Annotated in this window: 21 protein-coding genes; 16 read left to right on the top strand and 5 right to left on the bottom strand. The window is 50.0% G+C overall.

What is annotated here, in order from left to right:
- Positions 1-219: 219 nt before the first annotated feature.
- Complete coding sequence (locus Q1A04_RS13330; protein WP_299706668.1) at positions 220-1,128, top strand: NAD(P)/FAD-dependent oxidoreductase; 909 nt, start codon at positions 220-222, stop codon at positions 1,126-1,128.
- A 3-nt stretch (positions 1,129-1,131) separates the two neighbouring features.
- On the opposite strand, the gene Q1A04_RS13325 is transcribed toward Q1A04_RS13330, so the two are convergent.
- On the bottom strand, positions 1,132-1,980 hold the full coding sequence (locus Q1A04_RS13325; protein ID WP_299706665.1) for a cyanophycinase: 849 nt from the start codon (positions 1,978-1,980) through the stop codon (positions 1,132-1,134).
- Between the two features lie 259 nt (positions 1,981-2,239).
- Here Q1A04_RS13325 and Q1A04_RS13320 point away from each other — a divergent pair, with 259 nt between their 5' ends.
- From Q1A04_RS13320 to Q1A04_RS13310, 3 genes are read left to right on the top strand one after another with little or no spacing between them, the layout of a single operon-like run.
- Positions 2,240-2,416, top strand: coding sequence for a hypothetical protein (locus Q1A04_RS13320; protein ID WP_299706662.1), 177 nt, complete (start codon positions 2,240-2,242; stop codon positions 2,414-2,416).
- Positions 2,417-2,466: 50 nt separating this feature from the next.
- Positions 2,467-2,643: a hypothetical protein gene (locus Q1A04_RS13315; RefSeq protein ID WP_299706659.1), complete on the top strand. Its 177-nt coding sequence runs from the start codon at positions 2,467-2,469 to the stop codon at positions 2,641-2,643.
- A gap of 50 nt (positions 2,644-2,693) precedes the next feature.
- Positions 2,694-2,855 carry a hypothetical protein gene (locus tag Q1A04_RS13310; protein ID WP_299706656.1) on the top strand — a complete coding sequence of 54 codons (162 nt, stop codon included), beginning with the start codon at positions 2,694-2,696 and terminating at the stop codon, positions 2,853-2,855.
- A 221-nt stretch (positions 2,856-3,076) separates the two neighbouring features.
- Here Q1A04_RS13310 and Q1A04_RS13305 read toward each other — a convergent pair whose 3' ends face one another.
- On the bottom strand, positions 3,077-3,724 hold the full coding sequence (locus Q1A04_RS13305; RefSeq protein ID WP_299706654.1) for a hypothetical protein: 648 nt from the start codon (positions 3,722-3,724) through the stop codon (positions 3,077-3,079).
- A 198-nt stretch (positions 3,725-3,922) separates the two neighbouring features.
- Here Q1A04_RS13305 and Q1A04_RS13300 point away from each other — a divergent pair, with 198 nt between their 5' ends.
- Positions 3,923-5,875 (top strand): S9 family peptidase, encoded by a 1,953-nt coding sequence (locus tag Q1A04_RS13300; RefSeq protein WP_299706652.1) that lies wholly within the window; start codon positions 3,923-3,925, stop codon positions 5,873-5,875.
- A gap of 51 nt (positions 5,876-5,926) precedes the next feature.
- Here the strand turns inward: Q1A04_RS13300 and arfB are convergent, their stop codons facing one another.
- Entirely contained in the window at positions 5,927-6,346 is a 420-nt protein-coding gene (gene arfB / locus Q1A04_RS13295; protein WP_299706650.1) for an alternative ribosome rescue aminoacyl-tRNA hydrolase ArfB, read from the bottom strand.
- A 134-nt stretch (positions 6,347-6,480) separates the two neighbouring features.
- On the opposite strand from arfB, the gene Q1A04_RS13290 reads away from it, so the two are divergent.
- The 4 genes from Q1A04_RS13290 (at position 6,481) to Q1A04_RS13275 (ending at position 12,037) form a co-directional block, all read left to right on the top strand.
- Positions 6,481-7,392 carry an alpha/beta hydrolase gene (locus Q1A04_RS13290; RefSeq protein WP_299706648.1) on the top strand — a complete coding sequence of 304 codons (912 nt, stop codon included), beginning with the start codon at positions 6,481-6,483 and terminating at the stop codon, positions 7,390-7,392.
- Between the two features lie 135 nt (positions 7,393-7,527).
- Positions 7,528-8,508: a TIGR03885 family FMN-dependent LLM class oxidoreductase gene (locus Q1A04_RS13285; protein ID WP_299706646.1), complete on the top strand. Its 981-nt coding sequence runs from the start codon at positions 7,528-7,530 to the stop codon at positions 8,506-8,508.
- 87 nt (positions 8,509-8,595) lie between these two features.
- Entirely contained in the window at positions 8,596-9,675 is a 1,080-nt protein-coding gene (locus Q1A04_RS13280) for a site-2 protease family protein (RefSeq protein ID WP_299706643.1), read from the top strand.
- A gap of 193 nt (positions 9,676-9,868) precedes the next feature.
- A complete protein-coding gene (locus Q1A04_RS13275) occupies positions 9,869-12,037 on the top strand; it encodes a T9SS type A sorting domain-containing protein (protein ID WP_299706640.1) in 2,169 nt (722 codons plus the stop codon).
- 54 nt (positions 12,038-12,091) lie between these two features.
- Here the strand turns inward: Q1A04_RS13275 and Q1A04_RS13270 are convergent, their stop codons facing one another.
- Positions 12,092-12,553, bottom strand: a complete 462-nt coding sequence (locus Q1A04_RS13270) for an Hsp20/alpha crystallin family protein (protein WP_299706637.1) — start codon at positions 12,551-12,553, stop codon at positions 12,092-12,094.
- A gap of 615 nt (positions 12,554-13,168) precedes the next feature.
- Here Q1A04_RS13270 and Q1A04_RS13265 point away from each other — a divergent pair.
- From Q1A04_RS13265 to Q1A04_RS13250, 4 genes are all read left to right on the top strand, one after another.
- Entirely contained in the window at positions 13,169-14,074 is a 906-nt protein-coding gene (locus Q1A04_RS13265; protein ID WP_299706634.1) for a DUF3667 domain-containing protein, read from the top strand.
- Between the two features lie 18 nt (positions 14,075-14,092).
- Positions 14,093-15,463, top strand: coding sequence for a dGTP triphosphohydrolase (gene dgt, locus Q1A04_RS13260; RefSeq protein ID WP_299706631.1), 1,371 nt, complete (start codon positions 14,093-14,095; stop codon positions 15,461-15,463).
- 248 nt (positions 15,464-15,711) lie between these two features.
- Positions 15,712-17,049 carry a pitrilysin family protein gene (locus tag Q1A04_RS13255; protein WP_299706628.1) on the top strand — a complete coding sequence of 446 codons (1,338 nt, stop codon included), beginning with the start codon at positions 15,712-15,714 and terminating at the stop codon, positions 17,047-17,049.
- An 11-nt stretch (positions 17,050-17,060) separates the two neighbouring features.
- Positions 17,061-19,145: an insulinase family protein gene (locus tag Q1A04_RS13250; protein ID WP_299706625.1), complete on the top strand. Its 2,085-nt coding sequence runs from the start codon at positions 17,061-17,063 to the stop codon at positions 19,143-19,145.
- A gap of 114 nt (positions 19,146-19,259) precedes the next feature.
- Here Q1A04_RS13250 and Q1A04_RS13245 read toward each other — a convergent pair whose 3' ends face one another.
- Positions 19,260-20,174 carry a DUF72 domain-containing protein gene (locus Q1A04_RS13245; protein ID WP_299706622.1) on the bottom strand — a complete coding sequence of 305 codons (915 nt, stop codon included), beginning with the start codon at positions 20,172-20,174 and terminating at the stop codon, positions 19,260-19,262.
- A gap of 319 nt (positions 20,175-20,493) precedes the next feature.
- Here Q1A04_RS13245 and Q1A04_RS13240 point away from each other — a divergent pair, with 319 nt between their 5' ends.
- From Q1A04_RS13240 to Q1A04_RS13230, 3 genes are all read left to right on the top strand, one after another.
- On the top strand, positions 20,494-21,150 hold the full coding sequence (locus Q1A04_RS13240; RefSeq protein WP_299706620.1) for a septal ring lytic transglycosylase RlpA family protein: 657 nt from the start codon (positions 20,494-20,496) through the stop codon (positions 21,148-21,150).
- A gap of 431 nt (positions 21,151-21,581) precedes the next feature.
- Positions 21,582-23,228: a TldD/PmbA family protein gene (locus tag Q1A04_RS13235; protein WP_299706617.1), complete on the top strand. Its 1,647-nt coding sequence runs from the start codon at positions 21,582-21,584 to the stop codon at positions 23,226-23,228.
- Between the two features lie 31 nt (positions 23,229-23,259).
- A complete protein-coding gene (locus tag Q1A04_RS13230) occupies positions 23,260-24,576 on the top strand; it encodes a TldD/PmbA family protein (RefSeq protein WP_299706614.1) in 1,317 nt (438 codons plus the stop codon).
- The last annotated feature ends 51 nt before the right edge of the window (positions 24,577-24,627 follow it).

Below are 24,627 nucleotides of genomic sequence, written 5' to 3'. Positions count from 1 at the left end.
TTTAAATGTAGGGTGTTAATAAGGTAAAACAAATATATAAAATATTCATAGCCGCAATAACCCTGTGGCCTCCTTTTTTCAAATAAAAACCAATAATAGTCGAAAAATCTCGATAACCTCCCGAATAAGGCTTTTCGGTTCACAGAAACAGACTTTTTCCCGAGTCACCTCATCTCAATTCGGCATTCTGCGTTTACATACTCTCAACAGACTAAACCAATGAAAGAAATATATGACGTGATCATCATCGGTGGCGGCCCTGCGGGGCTTAATGCCGCGATGATACTGGGCAGGTCCCGGCGCAAGGTACTTTTATTTGATGGGGGCAAACCCCGCAACCGCTGGGCGGTGAGCATGAACGGCTTCCTTTCGAGCGATGGGGTGAATCCCAAAGAGTTTATCCAAAAGGGACGTGAAGAGCTGAAGAAGTATGCAATACAGATAATAGACCGACCCGTTGCCACTGCTACGTACAGCAAAGGCATTTATGTAGTGGATGATAGCGAAGGGCATGTATTCCATTCCCGAAAATTGCTTTTAGCAACGGGCCTTAAAGACGCGCTGCCGGAAATAGAAGGTATTGAGGAACTGTACGGCAAGAGTGTGCACCACTGCCCTTATTGCGACGGCTGGGAAAGTCGGGACAAAGCTATTGCGGTGTACGGCAAGGACCGCTCAGGTATAGGACAGGCACTGGCCATGAAAAACTGGAGCGATGATGTAACGCTGTACACCGACGGCACGCAGAAGTTAAACCGCAAGGACATGGAACTGCTCGAACTGAACGAGGTAAAGGTATGCACCGACGCCATTGCCCGGGTAGAAGGCAAGGATGGTATGCTGCAGCACATTGTACTGCAAAATGGCAAGTCGAAATCGCAGCAGGCACTCTTCTTTTCAGGTGAAACGACGCAGCAGTCGGATATCGGCAGGCAATTGGGCTGCGAGTTTACGGGCAAGGGCGTGATCAAAACACGGCGCCTGCAAAAGGCGAACATTCCGGGTCTATACGTGGCCGGCGATGCCGCCCGTGATATGCAACTGGTGATAGTGGCCGCCGCCGAGGGTGCTAAAGCCGGCGTGGCCATTAACATGGAACTGCAACAGGAAGACCGGGAAACGGCCTAGATCTTACGCTAAACTGGCGGCGGCATCGCTGGCTTCCTCTTCGGCCGGACGGGGCATGTGCCCCTCCACCGGCTGAAAGAGGTGCTCCTTCAGACAATAGCGGTAACCTTCCACTAGCATGTGCATTATAAGGTGCTCCACGGCAATGGGCTCATTTTCGTCAACTTGGCGCGTATTAGAGAACCGGATTTTACTGGCATCTATAATAGTGACCACGCCCGTGCCAAACACCTCCACTTTGTTTCCTTCCTTAATGATAATGCCAGTCTCTTCACTTAGGCCAATGCCTACGTATTCCGGATCGTGGGCCACGGCATGGGCCAAGCGGCCAAAACGGCCGCGCTCCACAAAGTGCGTGTCGAGGTATACGTTATTGATAAAGCCAAACCCGATAGTGGTTTTCATCTCCCCTTTAATGAGCGAGTAGTGCCCATACCCATCGTAGATCATGCGGTCTGACATGATGGCGGCGCCCGCACTGGTACCGGCTATGATGATGGGTTCTTGATGATAGCGGCGGCGCATGATCTCCAGTAGCTGCGTGCCATTCAGGAACTCTATCAAGCGAACCTGATCGCCTCCTGTAAAAAAAATCACATCGGCTTGCTGAATACGGCTGATGTACTCGGGCTGGTCTGCAGCGTGATCCTCATCTATCAGCATGAACTGAACCCGGCCGCAACCTAATTCTTCAAAAGCCTCTTTATAAGCCGATCCAGACTCTTTTGGCTGGGTGGCGGCTGTCGCTATCACTTCAATGTTGGACTGCACGGGACAGATCTCAGATCTGATCAACTTAATCAGATCATCATCGAATCCCCCTCCAAGTGCTATTAAGGTGCCTTTGTGCATATGTGCGTATTTGGTTGGTATTTAAGAATGCTATGTATACTTGCTCCCGTCACCCTAGGTTGGTTCACAAGTTACAGTTACATGCATAACAAATTTGAACACACTTAGTTACAGCACTTTATGGTTAAATCTCGTAAAATGGAATATCTCCATCTTAAATAAAAAAATATTTATACCCCCAAGCAACCTTTCCCCTCATTGCGCTATCTATTAAGTACTTAGACAGAATGAGATTAACCTTTTTAAATTTAGAATTGCCATGAAACTTATCATCTTATTATTCGCCATCGTACTCGGCTTCGGAGCTACCTTCAAAAAGACAGCAGACGACATTAAAGTAACAGCTGACAAGTATAAGCTGCAGCAAGAGCAGAAGGAGCTGAGAAGCTACCCTAACTTACTTCCGGAAGTGGTAATCGTAGCGCCACGGGCATAGTGCCGCATCTGAACATACCTTGATTCCAAGTCACCTTAACCCCTGAAATTATGAAAATCCTGATTCTATTGTTTGGCCTGACAGCCGCTCTTGGCGCAGCCGGCACAAAAACAGTTGACGATCTGAAAGAGATCCAGCAAAGAAATGAGTTGAAAGCTCTGAAAAAATATCCTAACCTATTACCTGAAGTTGTGATCACCATCTCTCGTGATTCGCTGATCGACTAATTGCTTTTATTCTGAATACCTTAACCGCTCCTTTAGTACAAAGTAAAACCATGAAAATCGTGTTTCTTTTATTAGCTCTGGTAGCCGCCTTAGGCTTCGCCATGAAGAAAACTTTTGACTCCCAAGTACTGTTGGCAGAGCGCCTGCAGGCCGAGCGAACCGTTACGCTTAATGCACAGGCTGCCACGCCACAAACAGTTGCGATGCTGTAAATTCCCCTCCCGCCCCCTGTCAAGATAACAAGGCTTACACGGGGAACCAGCCACTCCAAATCATACACTGAAGATCCCAGTACCGTCCGGTTCCAATTGGACGCACAGGAAAAATATAGTCCTGCGGTTGCCTGACTCACCCTGCCGGGCAACCAAACTGCCTGTAAAAATCTGAAACCCCCAAACCTGAGAAAGCCCGGCTCTTTGGGCCGGGCTTTCTGTTAGTTGTCCTGTTTGTTAAATATCTTTTTCAGATCGATGCGCTTCTCAGGCTCTGGTTCTGGGGCGGGCTCCTCCTTTTTCCCAAAAGGCCACACCTTCTTTTTGGGAGGCTCCGGCTCTTTCTTTTTGCCAAACGGCCAGCCCGATTTCTCCTCTTCCTCTTGCTGCTTGCCAAACGGCCAAATCTTTTTCTTCTCTTTCTTCTCAGGCACTATCACATACCTAATGGAGATGCCGGTAGCTAGATTCACCCAATCTTCGTGGTTGAAGTGCAGTGCGGGTTTCACATCGGCGGATAACAGGAGAGGCAATCCGTTAATTTTATACTCTACCCCCAAGATGGCGTCTAGCCCCGTGAACACCCCTTGGTCTTTAAGGTTGCCCACGTGTCCGCCACCGCCAAGGTAGTAGTTAAAGCGCTTGCCCAGTATCGGGAAGTGCCGCTGGTAGAGCAGCGTGCCGCTATACTCCCGCGAACCCACCAAAGCTATACCTTCTAAGGTGCTTTTCTCTGCCACCCGCTGCTGCAGGGTAGCCCCAAATTGGTCACCGCCTAAGCGTATACCTGCCGCCGTTCTATATTTCTGAGCTTGGCTGGCCGAAACCGCCGCTCCTATCAAAATTATCGTGATAAAAATTTTCTTCATGTAGCTCTTCAAGAGTATTCTTCCTGCTTCAACAAATATCTTACCTATTCATTTAATAAACCGCTCCCCCAATTATAACTGACTCGATTTTAGGAATAAATTACAACTTTATACCCCAACCCTTATATCGCTATTGCCTTTTATGCTGCGATTCAGTAGCTTAGGTGCTTCCTATACCTCACACTAACTCAAAAAACCATGAAAAAAGTATTTCAAGCGGCCGCTTTGGCAGCCCTGCTGGTCGGTTGCCAGAGCCCGGGCTCTGAGCAAGGCCAGACTACGGAGACTGCCACTGCAGAGGCGGTCGCGCCTGTCAAGACCTACTCCATCGAGGAGTTTATGGCCACTACCTCCATCAGAGGCAATGCCATCTCCCCCGACAACAGCAAAATACTCTTCTCCAGCAACGAGACCGGCATTTACAATGCATTTGAGGTGCCAACCAGTGGAGGAGAACCAAAACAGCTGACAGACTCTAAAGACAATTCTGTTTTTGTGATTTCCTATTTTCCCGCTGATGAGCGCATTTTGTATGCCAGCGATCAGGGCGGGAACGAGATCACGCACCTGTACATGCGAAACCTTGACGGCACTTCGCGCGACCTGACCCCTGACGCCAAGGCAAAAGCGGGGTTTGCAGGCTGGAGCCACGACAAGCAAAGCTTTTTCTACATCTCCAATAAGCGTGACGCCCGCATGTTCGACCTCTATGAGATGGACTTGAAGAGTTTTACGCCCAAGCTGGTTTACCAAAACGATCAGGCGCTGGACGTGGCTGCCATCTCCAGAGACAAGCGCTATTTAGGCTTGGTGAAGAGCATCAACACCAACAAGTCGGACATGTACCTCTACGATACCCAAACCAAACAGCTGAAGCAGCTGACTAAAGGGCAAGGGGACGTGAAATACTCACCGGAAACGTTCACCCCGGACAGCAAGAAAATGTACTTCCTCACCGATGAGGACCGAGAGTATCAGGCCCTGAAAAGCTATGATTTGGCTACCGGCAAGACGGAAGACGTGGAGCAGACAGACTGGGACATCATGTACTCCTACTTTTCGCGCAACGGCAAGTACAGGGTAACCGGCATTAACAAAGATGCCCGCACTGAAATCAAGATTTATGAGGTTGCCTCCGGTCAGCCGGTTAAACTTCCCACCATGCCCGCCGGCGATATCACTGGGGTAAATTTTTCGGATGATGAGCGCCTGATGTCGTTTTTTGTGAACAGCTCCAAGTCGCCGAGCAACCTATTTGTATACCGTTTCGACGGCAATGCTCCCAGCCAGCTCACCAACACGATGAATCCGAGTATCAACTCTGATGATTTGGTGGAGGGGGAGGTAATCCGCTATACCTCTTATGATGGCATGGAGGTACCGGCGCTGCTGTATAAACCCAAAGGTATAAAGGCCGGCGAGAAGCGACCTGCCGTGCTGTGGATACACGGCGGCCCCGGAGGACAGACACGCTTGAACTACTCCCCGCTAATGCAGTACATCGTGAACCATGGTTACGTGCTGCTGGCCGTGAACAACCGCGGCAGTTCGGGCTATGGCAAAACCTTCTTCGCGGCCGACGATCAAAAGCATGGCGATGTAGACTTGAAAGACTGCATTGAGTCTAAGAAATTCCTTGCCGCCACCGGCTATGTGGACGAAGACAAAATAGGTATAATGGGTGGTAGCTACGGTGGCTACATGGTATTGGCCGGACTGGCTTTTGCCCCGGATGAGTTTGCTGTTGGAGTAAATATATTCGGCGTATCTAACTGGCTGCGCACATTGCAGAGCATTCCACCATGGTGGGAGTCGTTCCGGGAGGCACTTTACAAGGAAATGGGCAACCCGAAGACAGACTCCGCGGCCCTATACAATAAATCGCCGCTGTTCTTTGCCCACCAGATCAAGAAGCCGCTGATCGTGCTACAGGGCGCCAACGACCCACGTGTGCTGCAGGTAGAGTCGGATGAGATAGTGGAGGCCGTGAAGAAGAACAATGTGCCGGTAGAGTACATCGTATTCCCGGATGAGGGCCACGGCTTTGTGAAGAAGGAGAATGAGATCAAAGGCTACAGCGCTATCCTTACTTTCTTGGACACATACCTGAAAGGAGAGCCAGCGGACCAAGCCGGCAGTTCAGGACAATAGCAGAATTCCTATCCCCTCGCAGTGACTCTTATGGTAACTGCGAGGGGATTTTCAATAATCACCACCCTTGACACCGCCGCGGCTGGCTTTTTTATCGGACTGACGTTTCTTGCTCTCCAAGCGCTTGCGCACCGAAGCCCGGGTGGGCTTGGTGGCTGTGCGCTTTTTCTGGCGGGTAAAGGCCTGCCGCAGCAATTCGTAAAAGCGCTCGATGCACAGTTCCTTGTTTCGAAATTGACTGCGCTCCGCCTGACACACCAACTGCAGGTAGCCCTCGCTGTTGATGCGGCTGCCAAGTTTTTCCTGTACCAGCGACTTTTCTTCGTCGCTAAGCAGTTGCGAATCGCCCACATGGAAGCGCAACTCTACCTTGCTGGCCACTTTGTTCACATTTTGCCCACCGGCCCCACCGCTTCGTGAAGCTTGAAAACTCATTTCCCGCTCTAAATCCCTCTCTTTTATGTCTGCCATACCCTATGCTATACCTTTAAAAACAGCCAGAAAACCATCTTTTTATACCTGCTCACAATTATTCCAGAGCAAATATGCGTCTTTTCAGATTTTCAAGCGTCTTTTGTGAAATTTTTAATCAGCTTCTATCCTCTATGAAAAAATTACTTTTCACCTGCCTTTTGCTGACTCTTTTTGCCTTGCCGCAAGTGTCGCAGGCCGTAAACAAATCATTTTACTTCACGACTTCCGACGGTGTGCAGCTATACGTGCGCATGGCCGGCGAGGGCAAGCCCTGCCTCTTCATACACGGTGGCCCCGGCTCTTGGACCAAGTACTTCTACGCCCTCGGTGGCGATGTGGTGGAACAGGACATGACCATGATTTACGTGGACCAGCGCGGCTGCGGTCGCTCCTCCAGCTCAGAGACCAAAGATTACTCACTGGCCCGTATGGTGAAGGACTTTGAAGAGCTACGCGAGCACCTCGGCTATGATAAATGGACAATCATGCCCCACTCCTTTGGCGGCACCATCGCAACTGAGTACGCCTACCAGCACCCTAAACGCGTGAACGCGGCCATTTTCGTGAACTCGACGCTATACCTGCCAGATGCGCTGGAGAGTTACATTACCAACGGGGCACGCCTCTTGGGCAAGCCCGAATCGGAGTTCCGCAAAACAGGCGGCTCTATCGGTGAGGCCCTCAATGGTGTGGCTTATCAGCTCAACCAACAGAACTTGATGTACAAGATGATGTATCCGAAAAAGGAGATGTTCGACCAGATGAACGCCGTGATGGACACGACCCTGAACTGGGATTTTGGAAGCAACGTGTGGAACTTCTCAGAGTACGAACAGGACTTCACCATCAAGTCCGCATCGCTCAAAATGCCCGTGCTGGTTATCTCGGGCAACAACGATTTATCAGTTGGCCCCGAGCACTACAAACTGTTCAAGTTCAAGAATGCCACCTACCGCCCCATGGACACCGGCCACTGCCCATATCAAGAGCAAACGGCCCTTTTCCACCAGCATGTAAGGGCGTTTATGGCTAAATTGAAGTAGGCATTCTACCTAGTCACGAAAAGGAGCTGGCCTGTCCGAAGGCTCGCTCCTTTTTTCGTGACTTTCCCCTCTCTCGAAACCAAAGCGCAAAGTATAGCCGTATGCCTTACTACTTAAACCCAAGCGGCTATACCTATGAAGCAACAAGACAGCACACTCCGAATCGGCTACCACGCCTCGCACGAACAATTTAAACCAAGTGAACTCCTAAAGTTTGTGCAACAGGCCGAACAGGCTGGTTTTAATGCTTCCTTGTCGTCGGACCACTTCGCTCCTTGGAGCCTCGACCAAGGCGAGAGCGGCTTTGCGTGGTCTTGGCTCGGAGCAGCCATGCAGGCCACTAATTTGCCTTTCGGTATAGTCAATGCCCCCGGGCAGCGCTACCACCCGGCCATTATCGCACAGGCGGCGGCCACACTGGCCGAGATGTTTCCCGAAAGATTCTGGGTGGCCATGGGCAGTGGACAGAATATCAACGAGCAGATCACCGGCGATCACTGGCCCGTGAAACAGGATCGCAACGATCGCCTTAAAGAGTGTGTTGACATTATTAGGGCGCTTTGGGACGGCGAAACCGTAACGCACCACGGTCTTGTGACAGTGGAGGAGGCCAAGCTCTATACCCGCCCCAAGATAGCGCCTAAAATCATAGGAGCCGCCATAACCGAAGAGACAGCAGAATGGGTCGGAGGCTGGGCCGATGGACTAATCACCGTTTCGAAACCGCCCAAGGAGCTCAAGAAAATGGTGGAGGCTTTCCATAGAGGCGGCGGCGAGGGCAAGCCGATGTATTTGAAAGTACAGTTGTCCTACGCCAAAGATGAAAAAGAGGCCCTGCAGGGAGCCCACGACCAGTGGCGATCCAACATCTTCCCGAGCAGCGTGCTCGCCGACATGCGCACCGCCAAACAGCTTGAGCAGGCGGCCATGTTTGTGCGCGAAGAAGACCTGCGCGAGCACGTGCGCATCTCCTCAGACCCAAACCAGCACATCGAGTGGCTGCAACAGGACATCGACCTTGGCTTCAGTCAGTTGATGCTGCACAACGTCAACCTGCAGCAAGAGCACTTTATTGATGTGTTTGGCGACAAGGTGGTACCGCAGTTTTTGAGCTAAAACTCAGTAAACCGGCTGAGCCGAAAAGCATTTAACCTATGGCCTGTTAGTACGTTATAGGTATAACACGTCACGTATAGGCATCCTATGAAATGGTCACTTAACCTAGGCAGAATAGCAGGCATCAAAATTCTGGTGCACTGGACATTCCTGATTCTGATTGGCTGGATTGTGTTTTCGGAAATGCAGCGCGGCTCCGACCTGACTTCCACCATTTTGTCGGTTGCTTTTGTGTTAACTATTTTCTTGTGCGTAGTGCTGCACGAACTAGGCCATGCCCTCACAGCACGGCGCTATGGCGTGAGCACCAAAATGATTACCCTCTTGCCCATCGGGGGGGTGGCCAGTCTGGAGCGCATACCCGAAAACCCGAAGCAGGAACTGATGATCGCCATTGCCGGCCCTGCCGTAAACGTAGTCATCGCCTTTGTGCTCTGGCTCATTCTTCCTCCCATGCGCGAGCTGCCGGGCGAAGAATTCTTCAGCCGCATCACACCAGCCAACTTCCTATACCTGCTGTTCTTCGTGAACGTAATGCTCGTGATTTTCAACGCCATACCTGCCTTCCCGATGGACGGGGGGCGTGTGCTGCGGGCATTGCTGGCCTTTAAACTGGGCAGGGTTCGGGCCACGCAGATCGCGGCCAACCTAGGTCAGATGCTGGCCATTTTCTTCGTGTTCATTGGCTTTTTCTACAACCCTTTTCTCATCCTAATCGGCATCTTCGTGTTCTTTGGCGCTTGGTCTGAGAACATGATCGTGCAGCACCTCGATTTTCTGCGGGGCCACTTGGTGCGAGAGGGCATGATGACAAATTTCGTCACGCTGGCCCCCACCGAAACCGTGCGCGACGCCCTAGGCAAATTGCTCAAAGGCTCGGAGCATGACTTTGTGGTAGAACAGGACGGACAGGTGATGGGCACGCTCACGCGCATGCAACTCATACAGGCGGTGAAAGAAGAGCAGATTGAAAAACCTGTGGCTGAAATAATGACACAGGAGGTGCGGGCTTTTAATACACAGGATAAACTCGCCGAGGCCTACACTGAGCTGCAGAAAACCAAAGCACCCCTTTTCCCGGTGCTCGAAAACGGACGACTGGCCGGTGTCATCAACTCCGACAATATCAATGAGTTTATTCTCATAAAATCCGCACTGGCACATTAAAACATTTCGCTTATCTTTTAACATTACAGACAGCACAGGGGTTATAACATTTTTGGATGAACGCTATTTGTTATATTTGAATGGGAGACAATCACACCCCTGACAGTTCTTTTTCGTAAGAAGACGGTACAGCCGTTTTTTGGATGGTTTACCTTAACATATCAACAGAAAATTTGACAACCCGCACCTGTCTATGACCACCTTACTCCTAACACCCGACCGCTTCCGGTCACGAAGGGCTGCCTTTGTAATGGCTTTCTTTCTTTCGGTGCTTTCGTTTCACGCCTTTGCCTCAGAAGGCCTGCACATGGTGCCTCTCTCTTTGGAAGAGCGCATCAAGGCGGCGGATTTTATTGTGGAGGGCGAGGTAGTGGCCCAGCGCTCTTTTTGGGATACCAAGCAAGAGAACATCTACACGGTTAATACCATCCGGCTTTACAAAGTATTCAAAGGTGAGATTCGAGAGAAGCAGCTAGAAATCGTTACAGAAGGAGGGTCCGTAGGTTTGGCTATGCACCAAGTGTCTTCCGCGCTTCGTCTGCAGAAAGGGCAGCAAGGCCTTTTCCTCCTGTCCAAAGGAGCGCGTATTGGCATCGTCTCCAGCCCTTCGACACTTTTGACAAGCCCCTACGCCAGCCGGCAGGGATTTGTAAAGTATGACGTGGAGCGGGCTAGCGCCGCAGACCCGTTTAATGACTACAGCAGCATTCAGGAAGTATACGGCGCCGTAACATCCCGCACGGGCCGCAACTACAGCACCGTGATCGAAAACGAGCGCCTTGACTCAAGCCTGCGCATAAAGCAACAAAAAGATGCCACTCAGGCTACCCAAGCCCCGGTTATCACCTCTTTCACTCCGACCAGAACAAGCGCCGGCACCGGTGCCGTGCTCACTATCCGGGGAACTGGATTCGGTAACAGCCAAGGTAACGGTTTTGTCGAGTTTCCGGATGCTGACAGGGGAGGCACCACGACTGTAAAACCTTTCCCGACCGATTATCTCTCTTGGAGCAATACCGAGATTAGAGTACGGGTTCCTTCTTTCACCCAGGCGGGCGGCACAGCCGGCACTGGCAGGATAAGGGTAACTGCCGATGGCGTCTCTACGCAAAGCGCCGGGACGCTTGTAATTGAGTTCGCCTACTCCAATGTGGTTGCCGAAGGGGGCAACACCCCTGTGCAGCCTGTGCTTATCGATATGAACAGAAGCGGAGGCTATACCTTACAGTTTGCCCCTAGCATGCAGAGCAGAGCCGCCGCACAGGAGGGATTTAGGCGTGCCGTGAATAAATGGGTGTGCACCACCAATGTAAATTGGGAAATCGGTGCTCCCACTACTATAGAAAACGCTGTTGACGATAATAGGAGCGTGATCCGGTTTGCCTCGTCCTCTGTTACCGGTGATAATGTGTTGGCCCGTACCATCAGCAGGTACAGAGGCTGTGCGATCGAATACGCTGACGGCCGCAGGGACACCATCTTTTGGCTCACAGAATTCGATATGGAGATCAACAATGGCATTACGTGGCAGTTTGGCCCCGGAGCTCCCACCGGTAATCAGTTTGATTTCGAAACAGTGATTTTGCATGAGCTAGGGCACGCGCACCAGTTAGGCCACGTTATCCTGCCCAATGCCCTCATGAACTATGAAATTGAACAAACTGCGCAGGTCCGCGACCTTACGCCTCCTGATATAGCCGGTGCTAACCTAATACTGAACCGAAGCCTTAACCCGCCCGCATGCGGGGGCCGCTCCCCTATGACGCCCAAGTTGGACGGGGAATGTAACCTTGCAGAGGAAATCTTCACGTTCGATGCTTCCTTCACATCGGGGAATGCCGTAGATGTGATTTGGACGACAAGCAGAGAGCAGGGTATAAGCCGCTTTGTAATACAGCGAAGTCAGAATGGAGTAGAATGGGAAGAGGTGGGCGAAGTAAATGCCAGTGGCAGAGCGAACGATTACTCCTTTACAGACAACGACCCGCTTCCCCGTCGCAGTTATTACAGACTGCGGGTTATTTACAGCGATGGCTCAGATGCTTTCTCGGGCAGGGCATCGGTGATCAACCCTGACGACCTGCGCACTTTCAAGGTATACCCTAACCCGGTAGGGCTTACCACGAGCTCCAGCGGCACACAGCAAGAAATAATCCAAGTTGAATACTTGGTGAGAACTACTTCAAATCTCAGCCTGAAGCTCTATGATATGCAGGGCAGGCTTGTGCGCGACTTGGAAGCGATCGTGACTGACGGAACCAATTCTGTGGAAATTGATGTGAGCGACATCGCCTCAGGCACTTATTTTCTGCGATGGAGCGAGGGGAACAGCAGTGGCGTCGCGAAAGTGATCAAGCTATAGGTTCATAGAAAAGGGAGGCTGTAGGGCCTCCCTTTTCTATGAACTTCTATATTTTTATTCGATGTTAACACGTTTACGGTTCACAGTGGCCTCTTCCCGTTTCGGCACTGCTATTTTCAGCACTCCTTCTTCGTAGCGGGCTTTTATCTCATCTGGGCTCACACCCTCCGGCAGCCGGAAAGAGCGACTGAACGAACTGTAGTTGTACTCACGGCGCGTAAAGTTTTCTTCCTCTTTGTTAACTTCCTCTTCCTTCTGGCTACTGATCGTCAGCATACCTTCATCTACGTCTATCGAGAAATCATCTTTGGCCATGCCGGGTGCCGCCAGTTCAATGGTATACTCTTTTTCGCTTTCACGAATGTTTGTGGCGGGCATATTCCGCATCAGCTGGCGACCTAACTGGGCTGGCATTTGGAACAGATCATTCTCGAAAAAACGATCTACGTCGCTGAAAAAGTCTGTGAAGAATGATCTTGGAGCAAGGCTTTCACCCCCTCTACGTTCTCTTCTCATTGGCTTCATAGTGTTACCTCCTTTTGGTTTAGGTTATACATAAGATGAGCTGCACCATCTATGTATAGGCCAGTCATCATTATTTCTACGACTTGATTTTCTTATAGTTTAACTTATAATAAAAATAAAAAGGCACCTAAGAACGGGTGAGTCGTTCTGGGTGCCTTTTGTATAAAACGGTTTGTTTTCATGGAGTCAAGGCACATTCCTCAGGAGCAAAGGTGTGTGCCTGACGTAGGGTTTTGTCAGTACGGTCGCATTTTTGTTTTCATAGCTTGGAAAGGCCTGTTTGCTTTCTTCGCTTGGAATAGGCTCGATTAACTATACAAATGTTGTAAAACATAAGATGTATAAAAAGGAGATTTTACCTCAAAAGGTAACATCAAACTTACAAGCAATAAACAGTAAAAATTAATTTAAATTGTTAATTTAAAGCCAAATACGTTTTAAATGATCACAATTTTTGGTCAAAAGGTAACGCGCCTCACAAATTAATATTTGTTGCAACAAGGAATTTCCAGCCTCTGCGAAGCTTCTCATGCATACAGGATAGTAGTTTTGTTATAGCAAATATTCTATATTTGACACTGCGTGCCTAGCGCTTATACAAACACTATGGCTAAAAAGAGAAGGAAGTTTACGCAATGCCCAAATTGCGGCTATACCTTTGAGGAGGTAAACAATTACTGCCCAAACTGCGGACAGGAGAATCACGACCTTAATGTATCGGTCAAACACTTAGCCGAAGAGTTTCTGGAGGGCACCTTGCATTACGACAACAAGTTCTGGGTTACATTGAAATACTTGCTATTCAAGCCCGGGCTGCTTACCGAGAAATTCAACATTGGGAAGCGGGCCTCTTATGTTCCCCCGTTCCGCCTGTACGTGTTTGTTAGTATCTTATTTTTCACCGCCCTCGCGCTGCGTTCCAGCAACAGCAAGATGGTTATGGGCAGCGAAGAAGCACAACAGGAGCTCCGGCAGACTGACCCGGAAGCCGCAGCCCAACTCCAGCAAGCGGACTCTCTGACAGCTACCACACTAAACCGCCTTGGGCAGCAAAGAGTATCCGCGGTGCAAACAACCGGGATTAGCAATGAGTTTGTTGAAAAATTCAAGCGCTTCACCCAAGACGAAGAACAATCCAGACAGAAGATTCTCAAGAACACTTCTTTTATGATGTTTGTGCTGATGCCTTTCTTTGGGTTTATTCTATACTTGTTTTACTACAAACAGCGGCGTAACTATGTAGAGCATCTCATGTTCTCTATACACTTCCATACCTTCTTCTTTTTAATAACCATCCTAGCGCTCGCGACAGAATTTATTTTCAAAGGATTTGATGTAGATAACTGGGTTTTCTGGATTTCTGCCATTTATCTATTCTTCGCACTAAAGCGTGTTTACAAAGAGTCGTACCTACGCACAAGCGTAAAGTTTTTTCCTATAAGCATAGTATACCTTTTATCGCTACTGGTTTTATTTGTAAGTACAGTCGCTATCAGCGTGCTACTAAGCTAGTCCATTTTAACTAATACCATGCCTCACACCACTTCTTGGGACCGTCTGATTTCTAAAAAGCGCTTTGAAACCGCTGACAGCAAGTACAGTTCCGACGAATCGGTTCGCGGCGAGTTTCAGCGCGACTACGACCGTATAGTATTCTCCTCCGCATTCCGCCGTCTGCAGAACAAAACGCAGGTGATGCCCATGCCTGAGAGCGACTTTGTGCATACTCGCCTGACGCACAGCCTCGAAGCCTCGGTAGTAGGCCGCTCACTGGGTCGTATAGTGGGCAAGAGCATACTGGAGCGCCACCCGGAGCTTACAGGCGAAAAAAACATACAGGAGGCTGATTTCGGAGACATTGTGGCGGCTGCCTGCCTAGCGCATGACATCGGCAACCCGCCTTTCGGGCATTCAGGTGAAGACGCTATCTCTGCTTATTTTCAGAGTGACGAAGCACAGCCATTTCTACACAATCTGACGGACACCCAATTAGCAGACCTGCATCGATTCGAGGGCAATGCCGCCGGTTTCCGGGTGCTTACCTATACCTATCCGGCGCACTGCAACCTGCCCGGCGGCCTCAGCCTGACTTATACCACACTGGCCACGTTTACAAAGTATCCCAAAGAGTCCCTGCCCCTGATAGCGGGTACCAGAGATACCAGCGAAAAGAAGTATGGCTTCTTTCAAACGGAGAAAGCTTGGTTCAACACCATTGCACAGGAATTGGGGCTGTTAAAAAAAGGAACTGACGATCAGGTTTTCTTTCACCGCCACCCGCTTGCTTTCTTGGTAGAGGCTGCCGATGATATTTGCTACCGCATCATTGATTTTGAAGATGGTCTGAAGCTCGGGTTGGTACCGCATCAGCAAGGTATAGCACTGTTGCGCCAGATTCTGGGAGACGCACCTGATCGCGTGTCCACCCTCACCTTCTTTGATTGGCGTGAGGAGATAGGCTACCTGCGGGCTCGTATCATCGGCAAGCTCATCAATGAAGCCACTCAGATCTTCCTGCAGCACGAACAGGAAATACTGGCCGGCACCTATGACAAACCACTGGTAAACGAACTCTCCTGCAAGCCGGTACTTGATGAGATTAAAAGTCTTTCCATTGACCTGATCTACCGCAACCGACCTGTATTGGAGATTGAGGCAGCCGGTTTTGAGGTGCTTGGCGGCTTGCTGGATGCCTGTATGAAAGCCGCTTTCCGTCCAGCCTCAAAGCACCACCGCAAAATAGCCGATCTCATCCCGCCACAGTATTTGCAGCTTCCCGAAGGTGCCTCCGACTACGAGCGCATCATCCACATCACCGACTACGTGACCAGCCTCACCGACCAAGCCGCACTGGGGCTGTACAGGAAGATAAAGGGGATTGAGTTACCGAGGATGTATTAACATAGAGTAATTGCGACAGGTAGGATTGGATTTTGATTTCTAATAAAGGAGTACCAGTAAATTATAGACTAAGCACTCCCTACTTCACCTGCAAAATCGCTCAATTCATCTACTTTATCACCCTATTAGTAGAGCAAACATAGGTATTCAGCTATTTGTGGAAAACCCCTCCAAGATTTAGATTAATTTTATAGTTTCTATAACACAAGTCGTGTTATAGAGCATTACCATTCCTAAACAATCATTTTATGAAACGTAAGCTTATCCTTTGCCTTGTGTGGGTTGCGTCGGGCTTAACAGCCTTTGCCCAAACCAAGAGCAATAAGATCGAATTCACGGAGTACACGCTCCCGAACGGGCTGCATGTAATCCTGCATCAGGACAATTCCACACCAAACGTGGCCGTGTCGGTGCTGTACCATGTAGGCTCCAAAAACGAAGTGAAAGGCCGCACGGGCTTTGCACACTTCTTTGAACACCTGATGTTTGAGGGCACAGAGAACATTGAGCGTGGCCAGTATATGAATATGGTGCAGGCGGCGGGTGGATCACTCAATGCCAACACATCTTTTGACCGCACTTATTATTATGAACTATTGCCTTCTAACCAACTGGCACTTGGTCTTTGGATGGAAGCCGAGCGTATGGTAGGCGCCAAAGTAGACGAAGTAGGCGTGGAGACACAGCGTAAAGTGGTGCAGGAAGAGAAGCGTATGCGCGTAGATAACCAGCCATACGGTACTATCCTCGAGAACACCTTTGGTCTTGCTTACACTGAGCACCCTTACAAGATCACGCCAATCGGTACGTTTGAGGACCTGAACAACGCGAAAATCGAGGAGTTCCGCGACTTCTACAAGACCTTCTATGTGCCGAACAACGCCACACTTTCTATCGCCGGCGACATCAGCATCGACGAGACGAAGAAGCTGATCGAGCAGTACTTCGCTAAAATCCCTAAAGGAACTCAGGCGATCCCAAGACCAAACATTGTGGAGCCAGCCCAGACGGAAGAGCGTCGCAAGATCGTGTATGACAATATCCAGCTACCAGCCGTTATTCAGGCCTACCACATCCCGGCACAAGGCACAGAAGACCACTATGCGCTGTCTATGCTGACGACTTTGCTTTCTGGTGGCAAGAGTGCCCGTATGCCAAAGGCGATTGTAGACAAGCAGCAGAAGGCGGTAGCCGCCCTTTCTATTCCTTTCCCAACCGAAGACCCGGGCCTGTTCCTGACCTACGCTATCGCTAACATGGGCGTAGACGTGAAGGATCTTGAAGCCGCTGTGGACGCTGAGATTGAGCTTGTGAAGAAAGAACTGATCGAAGAGCGTGAGTTCCAGAAACTGCGCAACCAGATGGAAAGCCAGTTTGTGCAGCAGAACAGCACTGTAGCTGGCCGTGCTGAGAACCTCGCCAACTATCATGTTTATTATGGTGATGCGAACCTGATCAACAACGAGATCGACCGTTACATGAAAGTGACGAAAGAAGACATCCAGCGCGTGGCCAACAAGTACCTCACCAAGAACAACCGTGTGGTGTTGCACTACCTGCCAAAGTCAGCTCAACAAAGCAATTAATTTAGATGACGATGAAGAGAATATACAATATACTCCTTTTGATGCTGGCGCTTACCACGGTAGCCACAGCTCAAACAAAACAAACGCCTCCTCCTGCTGGTCCAGCTCCTAAAATTGAACTGGGCAAGTACGAACACTTCACCCTGAAAAACGGCCTGAAGGTATACGTGGTGGAAAACCACAAACTTCCGGTAGTAAATATGTCGCTGGTTCTGGATCGTGACCCGATCTTGGAAGGTGACAAAGCAGGCTACGTATCCATGGCGGGCCAAATGATGCGCACAGGCACTAAAACCCGCAGCAAAGATCAGTTCGACGAGCAGGTTGACTTTATCGGTGCGAACCTTTCGTTTAGCTCTACGGGCTTCAGTGCTTCTTCCCTAAAGAAGAACCTGCCTACCTTGCTAGACCTGACTTCTGATGCCCTTCTGAACCCGAACTTCACACAAGAAGAACTGGACAAGGTGAAAAAGCAGATGGCCGCTAACTTGGCTTCTGAGAAAGACAACCCGGACGCGATTGCAGGTAAAATCCGCAACACTTTGCTTTTTGGTAAGAACCACCCGAACGGCGAGCTGACTACGGAGAAGTCGATTGAAAGCGTAACACTGGCCGATGTACAGAACTACTACAACACCTACTACCGTCCAAACATTGGTTACTTAGCCGTTGTGGGTGATGTAACGCCAAAGGAGATGAAGAAGCTGCTGAACAAGTCGTTTGGCAAGTGGAAAAAAGGCAATGTTCCTTCTCATAACTACGACCTACCGAAGCACGATGGCAAAACACAGGTAGTGATTGTGGACCGTCCGAGCGCAGTACAGAGCGTACTTTCGTTCACGAACCCAGCCGAGCTGAAGCCGGGTGCTGACGATGTAGTGGCAACTCAAGTGATGAACACCATCTTGGGTGGTGGCAGCACAGCCCGTCTGTTCATGAACCTGCGTGAGAAGAACGGCTATACCTACGGTGCTTACTCTTCGCTTTCATCTGACAAGATTCTGGGTCGCTTCAATGCCTCTGCCAGCGTGCGTAATGCCGTAACCGACAGCGCTGCGACGGAATTTATGAAAGAATTCACGGACATTAGAACAAAGCAGGTAACGGATAAAGAACTTGCTTATGCAAAGGCCTACATCACTGGTAACTTCGCCCGTGGTCTGGAGAACCCGGGTACAGTGGCCATGTACGCCATCTCGACTGCCCGTTACAAACTGCCAGCCGATTACTACACTAACTACCTGAAGAAAGTAGATGCTGTAACCGCAGCCGACGTGCAGCGTGTGGCGCAGAAGTACGTGCGTCCTGACCAGCTATACATCTTGGCCGTTGGTAATGCTAAGGACATCGCTGACAAACTGGTTGCTTTCGATAAAGATGATAACACCATCACTTACTTCGACGCTACTGGCGAGAAAGTAGATATGGCTGCAGCCAAAGCGGTTCCTACGGATGTTACAGCCGACCAGCTTATCTCCAAATACATTCAGGCGATTGGCGGCAAAGCGAACATCGAGAAAGTGAAAGATGTAACCGTGACCATGAACGCCAGTGTGCAAGGCATGCCGCTTACGTTCAAGCAGCAGCAAAAAGGCGCCGACAAAATGCTGATTCAGATCCTGATGAACAACAATCCGATGCAGCGTGTGATCATCAACGGTGACAAAGGCAAAATGGAAGCCCCTATGCAGGGTGTTAACAAAGACATGAGCGCCGAAGAGCTTGCTTCTTCTAAAGCCGAGTCTGACATGTTCTCCATGACACGTTTTGAGAAATTCGGTATCAAGACAGCTGTAACTGGTCAGGAAAAAGTAGACGACACTGACGCTTACGTTGTAGAGGCTACTGCCACAAACGGTCAGAAGACGCTTCATTATTTTGACAAGGCAACAGGCTTGCTTTTGAAAGATGTGAAGAACATGCAGACACCGCAGGGGGCTATCACGCAGACCAAGAGCTACAAAAACTACAAAGAAGTAGACGGCGTGAAATACCCGCATGTGATTGAGACTGTTGTTGGTCCTCAGGTGATCAAAGCGGAGGTACAGAGCGTGGAAGTGAACAAAGGCATCAGCGACGACGCCTTCAAAATCTAATACCCTTTACCCAATAACCCAAAGCAAAGCGGCGTGTCCAGAAGGACACGCCGCTTTTTTATTTTAGCTATACCTAATAATAAGGTTTTCGGGCACTCGCTATACCTGAGCTTGTCAAAACAACTCACCCTGCACTGTCTGTACAAACTTCTTGGGTAGCTTAATATCCAGCCCGCATACCTTGTTGAGCTTCTCAATCATATAAGTAGCTAACTCCGGGGACGTGACATTGTCGGGTTCGTGCACGAAAAAGTAGAGCTGTTGCAGTCCAGCATCTAGCCATACCTTGATTCTTGTCACCCAATCGTCGATGCGGGTATAGTCAGAGGGGTGTAAGCCATTGCCTACGAAGCGCACCATGGCCGTGGGGGTGGTCAGGCGCATGTGCAGCACGTCTCGCCTGCCTGACACATCAGTGAGCACCGTGCTCACACGGTATTTCTCTAGCACCTCAAACAACTCCAGTGAGGCCACGTTGTCCACGAACCAATCGGGGTGACGCAGTTCTACCGCTAAGGGTACGCTTTCAGGTATGTACTGCACAAATTTCTCCAGATCGGGTAGTTGCTTCGGGCCAAAGTAGGGCGGCAGCTGTAGGAAAGAGCAACCGAGTTTATCTTCCAGCCCGGCAATAGACTCGCAAAACGTCGCCGTCAGGTCGAGTGAACTAACGAGCGGTCCTTCATGGCTAATCAGTTGCGGAAATTTAGGGCAGAAAGCAAAGCCCTGCGGCACGGTATGGCGCCAACGGTCTATCGTGTCCGGGCCGGGGATGTGATAATGTGTACTGTTCAGTTCAATGGTGTTGAACTGCTTGCCATACCACAGCAGCGACTCCTTCTCCTTCATACTTGCCGGATAATATTCGCCCACCCAAGCTTTGTTCACCCATACGGGCAGCCCAATGTATACTTTCGCCTTCTCCTTTATCCCTGTGCTATACCTGTTTAGCAATGGCAGCGTGTCAGGATGATCGGGTGACAGGGTAAAATCGATACTGCTGATATCGGAGAGCTTTCCAAAATCCATGGTACTATGTTTTTATAGAATATACGCTTTAGTAGAAGATTCGGCCTTAACAAAATATCTCTCTAAAAGTTCCCGTTATGGCTGCAGCGATTGAGAGAAACTAAAAAATATTTTCAATCCCTAAAAATTAATTTATAGCTAAAGCAATATATGTAAATATGCTCATACGATTCAAAAAAGGCATTTTATGCATTATGTGACTTATAGCAACTTTGCGAGGCAGCGCGTATCCCCCTCCACCCTTTTGCGAGATAGCGCGTATAAGGCCTCAGTTGAAAATTATTCCGTATCTTTGCGGCTTCACCAACCATAAAACTATATGAAGAACGATAGAAAGTGCTTTATCTTAACAGTAATCATTTTTCTATTTATCGGAGTTAGTCAACCAACTTTCGCACAAAGCAACGACAAAACCCAAATCGGATCTGCCTCTTGGTATGGCAGTAAATACCACGGCAGAAAAACCAGCAGCGGCGAGCGCTATAACAAAAACGACATGACCGCCGCGCACAAAACCCTGCCATTCGGCACTATGGTCAAAGTGACCAACCCAGCCAACGACAAGTCTGTAGTATTACGTATCAACGACCGCGGCCCGTTTGTGGGCAACCGCATCATTGATGTATCAGAGGCTGCTGCCCGCAAGCTTGACATTCATGCAAGAGGTGTGGCCAAGGTAAAAGTAGAAGTGATCGATGCGTCTGAAGTAGCCGCTGTTTCAGGAGCTACAGCATCTAAAGCCAATACTTATACCATCCAGACGATTGAAACAGCCGACTACCAGCAGGCAGTCGCGCTTAGCCAGAAACTAAAAGCCTTCGACAAGCATCTCCCGTTGGAGATAGCCGAGGAGCAGGTAAATGGCAAGAAGATCGTTTTGGTAAAAGCCGGTAAATTCAATAACAGAAACGAAGCCGAAGCTTTCAACGAGCTACTCGAAGAAGAAGGTTTGGCGGGAAAGGTTCGCGAAGCCTAAAAGACTAGAAAATTACTGATAAGCGAAAAGCGGAAGGCCCAAAGGGTTTTCCGCTTTTTTGTTTTAGGAGCAGGCGTGGGGCCTTCCTGCAGGCATGACAAAACAGCAACCACGAAGCTATACCTGATTGCCACAACATACTGACAGGTATGAATGACACTGTGAGATTCACGCCCCACCAACATTGTCAATCCTATAGATTCTTTCTAATTCCCCTAATCCTGATTCAGACAAAATAGCCCCAGATTAAACCTTTTTCTGTCTCCTCTTTCTAAGTATATACTGTAAGTTTCATAGAGGCATAGACAAGCTTCATCTATAAAAACCCACTGTAGGGCTTTTAACTACTGTCTACACTTTGATTTGAACAGGTAAATCGCTAAACTTAAATACCTAAAACTAAACTTCTCTAAACCTTAACCTTAAAGAACTTGAAAAGACGTCATTTTATCGAGCTATCGGCGCTGGGATTTGGCGGGCTCATGATGCCCTCCATACCTGTGTTCGGCGATATCATCTCCCCGGAGAGAGCGCTTGAGCAGGTAGACCCGGCCCTGAAAAAGCGACTGGCTGATGTAGCCCTCAATACAGCCAAGTCGAGCGGCGCTTCTTACGCCGACGTACGCATAGGCCGCTACCTGCAACAGTATGTGTTCACACGCGAAAAGCAGGTACAGAACATCGTAAACGCCGAGTCTTATGGTGTAGGCGTACGCGTGCTGGCCAACGGCACTTGGGGTTTTGCCGCCACTTCCGACGTGAGCGACAAAGGTATAGCCAAGGCCGCCAACGAAGCCGTGGCCATTGCCAAGGCCAATGCCAAGCTGCAGAAAGAGCCAGTGCAACTAGCACCAGTTAAAAGCTGGGGCGAGGTAAGCTGGAAAACACCAATTGAAAAAAATGCTTTTGAGGTGCCGATTAACGAAAAGGCTGACCTATTGCTGGCTGCCAATGCCAAGGCGATGGAGAACGGGGCTAACTTCGTGAACTCCGCGCTCTTCCAAGTAAACGAGCAAAAGTATTTCGCCTCTACTGACGGCTCTTACATCGATCAAGACATCCACCGCATCTGGCCTAACTTTACGGTAACAGCCGTGGACAAAGCCAGCGGCAAGTTCAGAACCCGCGAGGCCCTGAGCGCCCCAATGGGTATGGGCTGGGAGTACATGGTGCCAAAGGCAGGTGAGAAAATAAAAGGACCGGAAGGCACTGGCCTAATGGGCTACCGCTATGCTTACGACATGCTCGAAGACGCCGCCTTGGCCGCCCGACAAGCCAAAGAAAAACTAACTGCCAAGTCAGTGGCAGCGGGCAAGTATGACCTCATCCTCGACCCAAATCACCTTGGCCTGACGATTCACGAGTCAGTGGGTCACCCGTTGGAGCTCGACCGCGTGCTGGGCTACGAAGCCAACTATGCAGGAACATCCTTCGCCACACTGGATAAGTGGAAATCAAAGAACTTCAAATACGGCTCTGATAAGGTGCACATCTTCGCGGATAAAACGCAGAAGGGCTCGCTTGGCCTCGTAGGTTGGGACGACGAAGGTGTGAAGACAAAGCAGTGGGACCTGATAAAAGACGGCACACTGGTGAATTATCAGGCCATACGCGACCAAGCGCACATCATCAACGAGCCAGAGTCGCATGGCTGCGCCTACGCCGACAACTGGAGCTCGGTACAGTTCCAGCGCATGCCGAACGTATCGCTGGCGCCGGGCAAGCAAAAGATGAATGTTGACCAGCTGATCAGCGGCGTGGACAAAGGCATCTACATTGCCGGCCGTGGCTCTTATTCCATAGACCAGCAGCGCTACAACTTCCAGTTTGGTGGCACGGTGTTCTATGAGATCAGCAAGGGCAAGATTGTAGGTATGCTGGAGGACGTGGCCTACCAGAGCAACACGCAAGAGTTCTGGAACTCCTGCGCTGGCTCCTGCGACGAAAGCGACTACCGCCTGTTCGGTTCGTTCTTCGACGGCAAAGGCCAGCCAAGCCAGGTAAGCGCTGTATCGCACGGCTCTTCCCATACCCGCTTCAATGGCGTGAATGTGATCAACACGGCCCGTAAAATTTAGTCTTATACCTTCAAAATGAGCATTAAGTAAAATGGCAATATACACAAGAGAACAAGCGGAGGCTTTGCTGAAAAAGGCTCTAGCTTACTCAAAAGCCGACGAGTGCGAGGTTTCGCTCAGCGGCAACATAGGCGGAAACATCCGCTACGCCCGAAACGAAGTGTCTACCAGCGGTACCGAGGAAAACGTGGCTATGTCAGTAGAGTCGCGGTTTGGAAAGCGCTCCGGTGTGGCTACTATCAACGAGTTTGATGACGCGTCCCTAGAGAAAGTAATGCGCCGTGCTGAGGAAATTGCGCGCATTGCGCCGGAAAGCCCGGAGTACGTACCCATGCTCGGTCCGCAGAAGTACATCACCACCAAAGCGCATTTCGACTCCACGGCTAAAATTGATCCGGCTTACAGAGCAGACGCTGCGGCTAAGAGTATAAAAGCGGCAGCAGACAAAGGTTTGACCGCAGCTGGCTTCTTGGAGCACTCGACCGGCTTTATGGCACGCCTCAACTCTAAAGGTCTGTTTGCTTACCACCCGTCTACCGTGGTGGACTTCTCGGTGACCATGCGTACCGAAGACGGCACTGGCTCGGGCTATGTAACGCAGGACTTCAGCGACGTAAGCAAACTGGACACTGCCAGTGCCTCACAAATCGCAGCCAGCAAAGCGGTGAACTCCCGCAATGCCAAAGCATTGGAGCCGGGCAAGTATACGGTTATTCTGGAGCCAGCCGCTTCCATTGATTTGCTGCGCAACATGTTCGGTAACATGGACCAGCGCAACGCCGAAGAAGGCCGCAGCTTCCTAAGCAAGCCGGGTGGCAAAACAAAACTAGGCGAGAAACTGGTGGACGAGCGCATTACGGTATACTCCGATCCGGCGCATCCTGAAATCCCTTCCGCTCCGTTTGCCGGTGATGGCCGCCCAAGAGAGAAGACAACATGGATCGAGAAAGGCGTGATCCAGAACCTGTACAACTCCCGCTTCTGGGCTGAGAAAACCGGCGCCAAATCTGTACCGAATCCGGGCGGCATGGTGATGGAAGGCGGCAACCAGACGCTAGAAGAGATGATCAAGAGTACAAAGCGTGGCATTCTAGTAACACGCCTGTGGTACATCCGCTCCGTGGATCCGCAAACATTGCTCTACACGGGCCTTACCCGAGACGGTACGTTCTACATTGAGAACGGCAAAATCCAGTACCCGGTGAAGAACTTCCGATTCAACGAGAGCCCGATTATCATGCTCAACAATCTGGAGGCATTGGGTCGTCCGCAGCGTATCAACGGCAGTTTGGTACCGCCGATGAAGATCCGCGACTTCACCTTCACCAGCTTGTCTGACGCGGTGTAGTCATAGCAGCTTATAACTTGAATGCCGTATGCAAATTTGTGTACGGCATTC

The sequence above is a fragment of the uncultured Pontibacter sp. genome (genome assembly GCF_947499215.1).
Classification (GTDB): domain Bacteria; phylum Bacteroidota; class Bacteroidia; order Cytophagales; family Hymenobacteraceae; genus Pontibacter.
The sequence above is the reverse complement of the archived record's forward strand: the minus strand, read 5'-3'. Positions and strand labels throughout refer to the sequence as shown.

Bases quoted from the DNA above. Each gene is read 5' to 3' on its own strand.
- Q1A04_RS13330 (WP_299706668.1), top strand. From the start codon at position 220: ATGAAAGAAATATATGACGTGATCATCATCGGTGGCGGCCCTGCGGGG.
- Q1A04_RS13325 (WP_299706665.1), bottom strand. From the start codon at position 1,980: ATGCACAAAGGCACCTTAATAGCACTTGGAGGGGGATTCGATGATGAT.
- Q1A04_RS13320 (WP_299706662.1), top strand. From the start codon at position 2,240: ATGAAACTTATCATCTTATTATTCGCCATCGTACTCGGCTTCGGAGCT.
- Q1A04_RS13315 (WP_299706659.1), top strand. From the start codon at position 2,467: ATGAAAATCCTGATTCTATTGTTTGGCCTGACAGCCGCTCTTGGCGCA.
- Q1A04_RS13310 (WP_299706656.1), top strand. From the start codon at position 2,694: ATGAAAATCGTGTTTCTTTTATTAGCTCTGGTAGCCGCCTTAGGCTTC.
- Q1A04_RS13305 (WP_299706654.1), bottom strand. From the start codon at position 3,724: ATGAAGAAAATTTTTATCACGATAATTTTGATAGGAGCGGCGGTTTCG.
- Q1A04_RS13300 (WP_299706652.1), top strand. From the start codon at position 3,923: ATGAAAAAAGTATTTCAAGCGGCCGCTTTGGCAGCCCTGCTGGTCGGT.
- arfB (WP_299706650.1), bottom strand. From the start codon at position 6,346: ATGGCAGACATAAAAGAGAGGGATTTAGAGCGGGAAATGAGTTTTCAA.
- Q1A04_RS13290 (WP_299706648.1), top strand. From the start codon at position 6,481: ATGAAAAAATTACTTTTCACCTGCCTTTTGCTGACTCTTTTTGCCTTG.
- Q1A04_RS13285 (WP_299706646.1), top strand. From the start codon at position 7,528: ATGAAGCAACAAGACAGCACACTCCGAATCGGCTACCACGCCTCGCAC.
- Q1A04_RS13280 (WP_299706643.1), top strand. From the start codon at position 8,596: ATGAAATGGTCACTTAACCTAGGCAGAATAGCAGGCATCAAAATTCTG.
- Q1A04_RS13275 (WP_299706640.1), top strand. From the start codon at position 9,869: ATGACCACCTTACTCCTAACACCCGACCGCTTCCGGTCACGAAGGGCT.
- Q1A04_RS13270 (WP_299706637.1), bottom strand. From the start codon at position 12,553: ATGAGAAGAGAACGTAGAGGGGGTGAAAGCCTTGCTCCAAGATCATTC.
- Q1A04_RS13265 (WP_299706634.1), top strand. From the start codon at position 13,169: ATGGCTAAAAAGAGAAGGAAGTTTACGCAATGCCCAAATTGCGGCTAT.
- dgt (WP_299706631.1), top strand. From the start codon at position 14,093: ATGCCTCACACCACTTCTTGGGACCGTCTGATTTCTAAAAAGCGCTTT.
- Q1A04_RS13255 (WP_299706628.1), top strand. From the start codon at position 15,712: ATGAAACGTAAGCTTATCCTTTGCCTTGTGTGGGTTGCGTCGGGCTTA.
- Q1A04_RS13250 (WP_299706625.1), top strand. From the start codon at position 17,061: ATGAAGAGAATATACAATATACTCCTTTTGATGCTGGCGCTTACCACG.
- Q1A04_RS13245 (WP_299706622.1), bottom strand. From the start codon at position 20,174: ATGGATTTTGGAAAGCTCTCCGATATCAGCAGTATCGATTTTACCCTG.
- Q1A04_RS13240 (WP_299706620.1), top strand. From the start codon at position 20,494: ATGAAGAACGATAGAAAGTGCTTTATCTTAACAGTAATCATTTTTCTA.
- Q1A04_RS13230 (WP_299706614.1), top strand. From the start codon at position 23,260: ATGGCAATATACACAAGAGAACAAGCGGAGGCTTTGCTGAAAAAGGCT.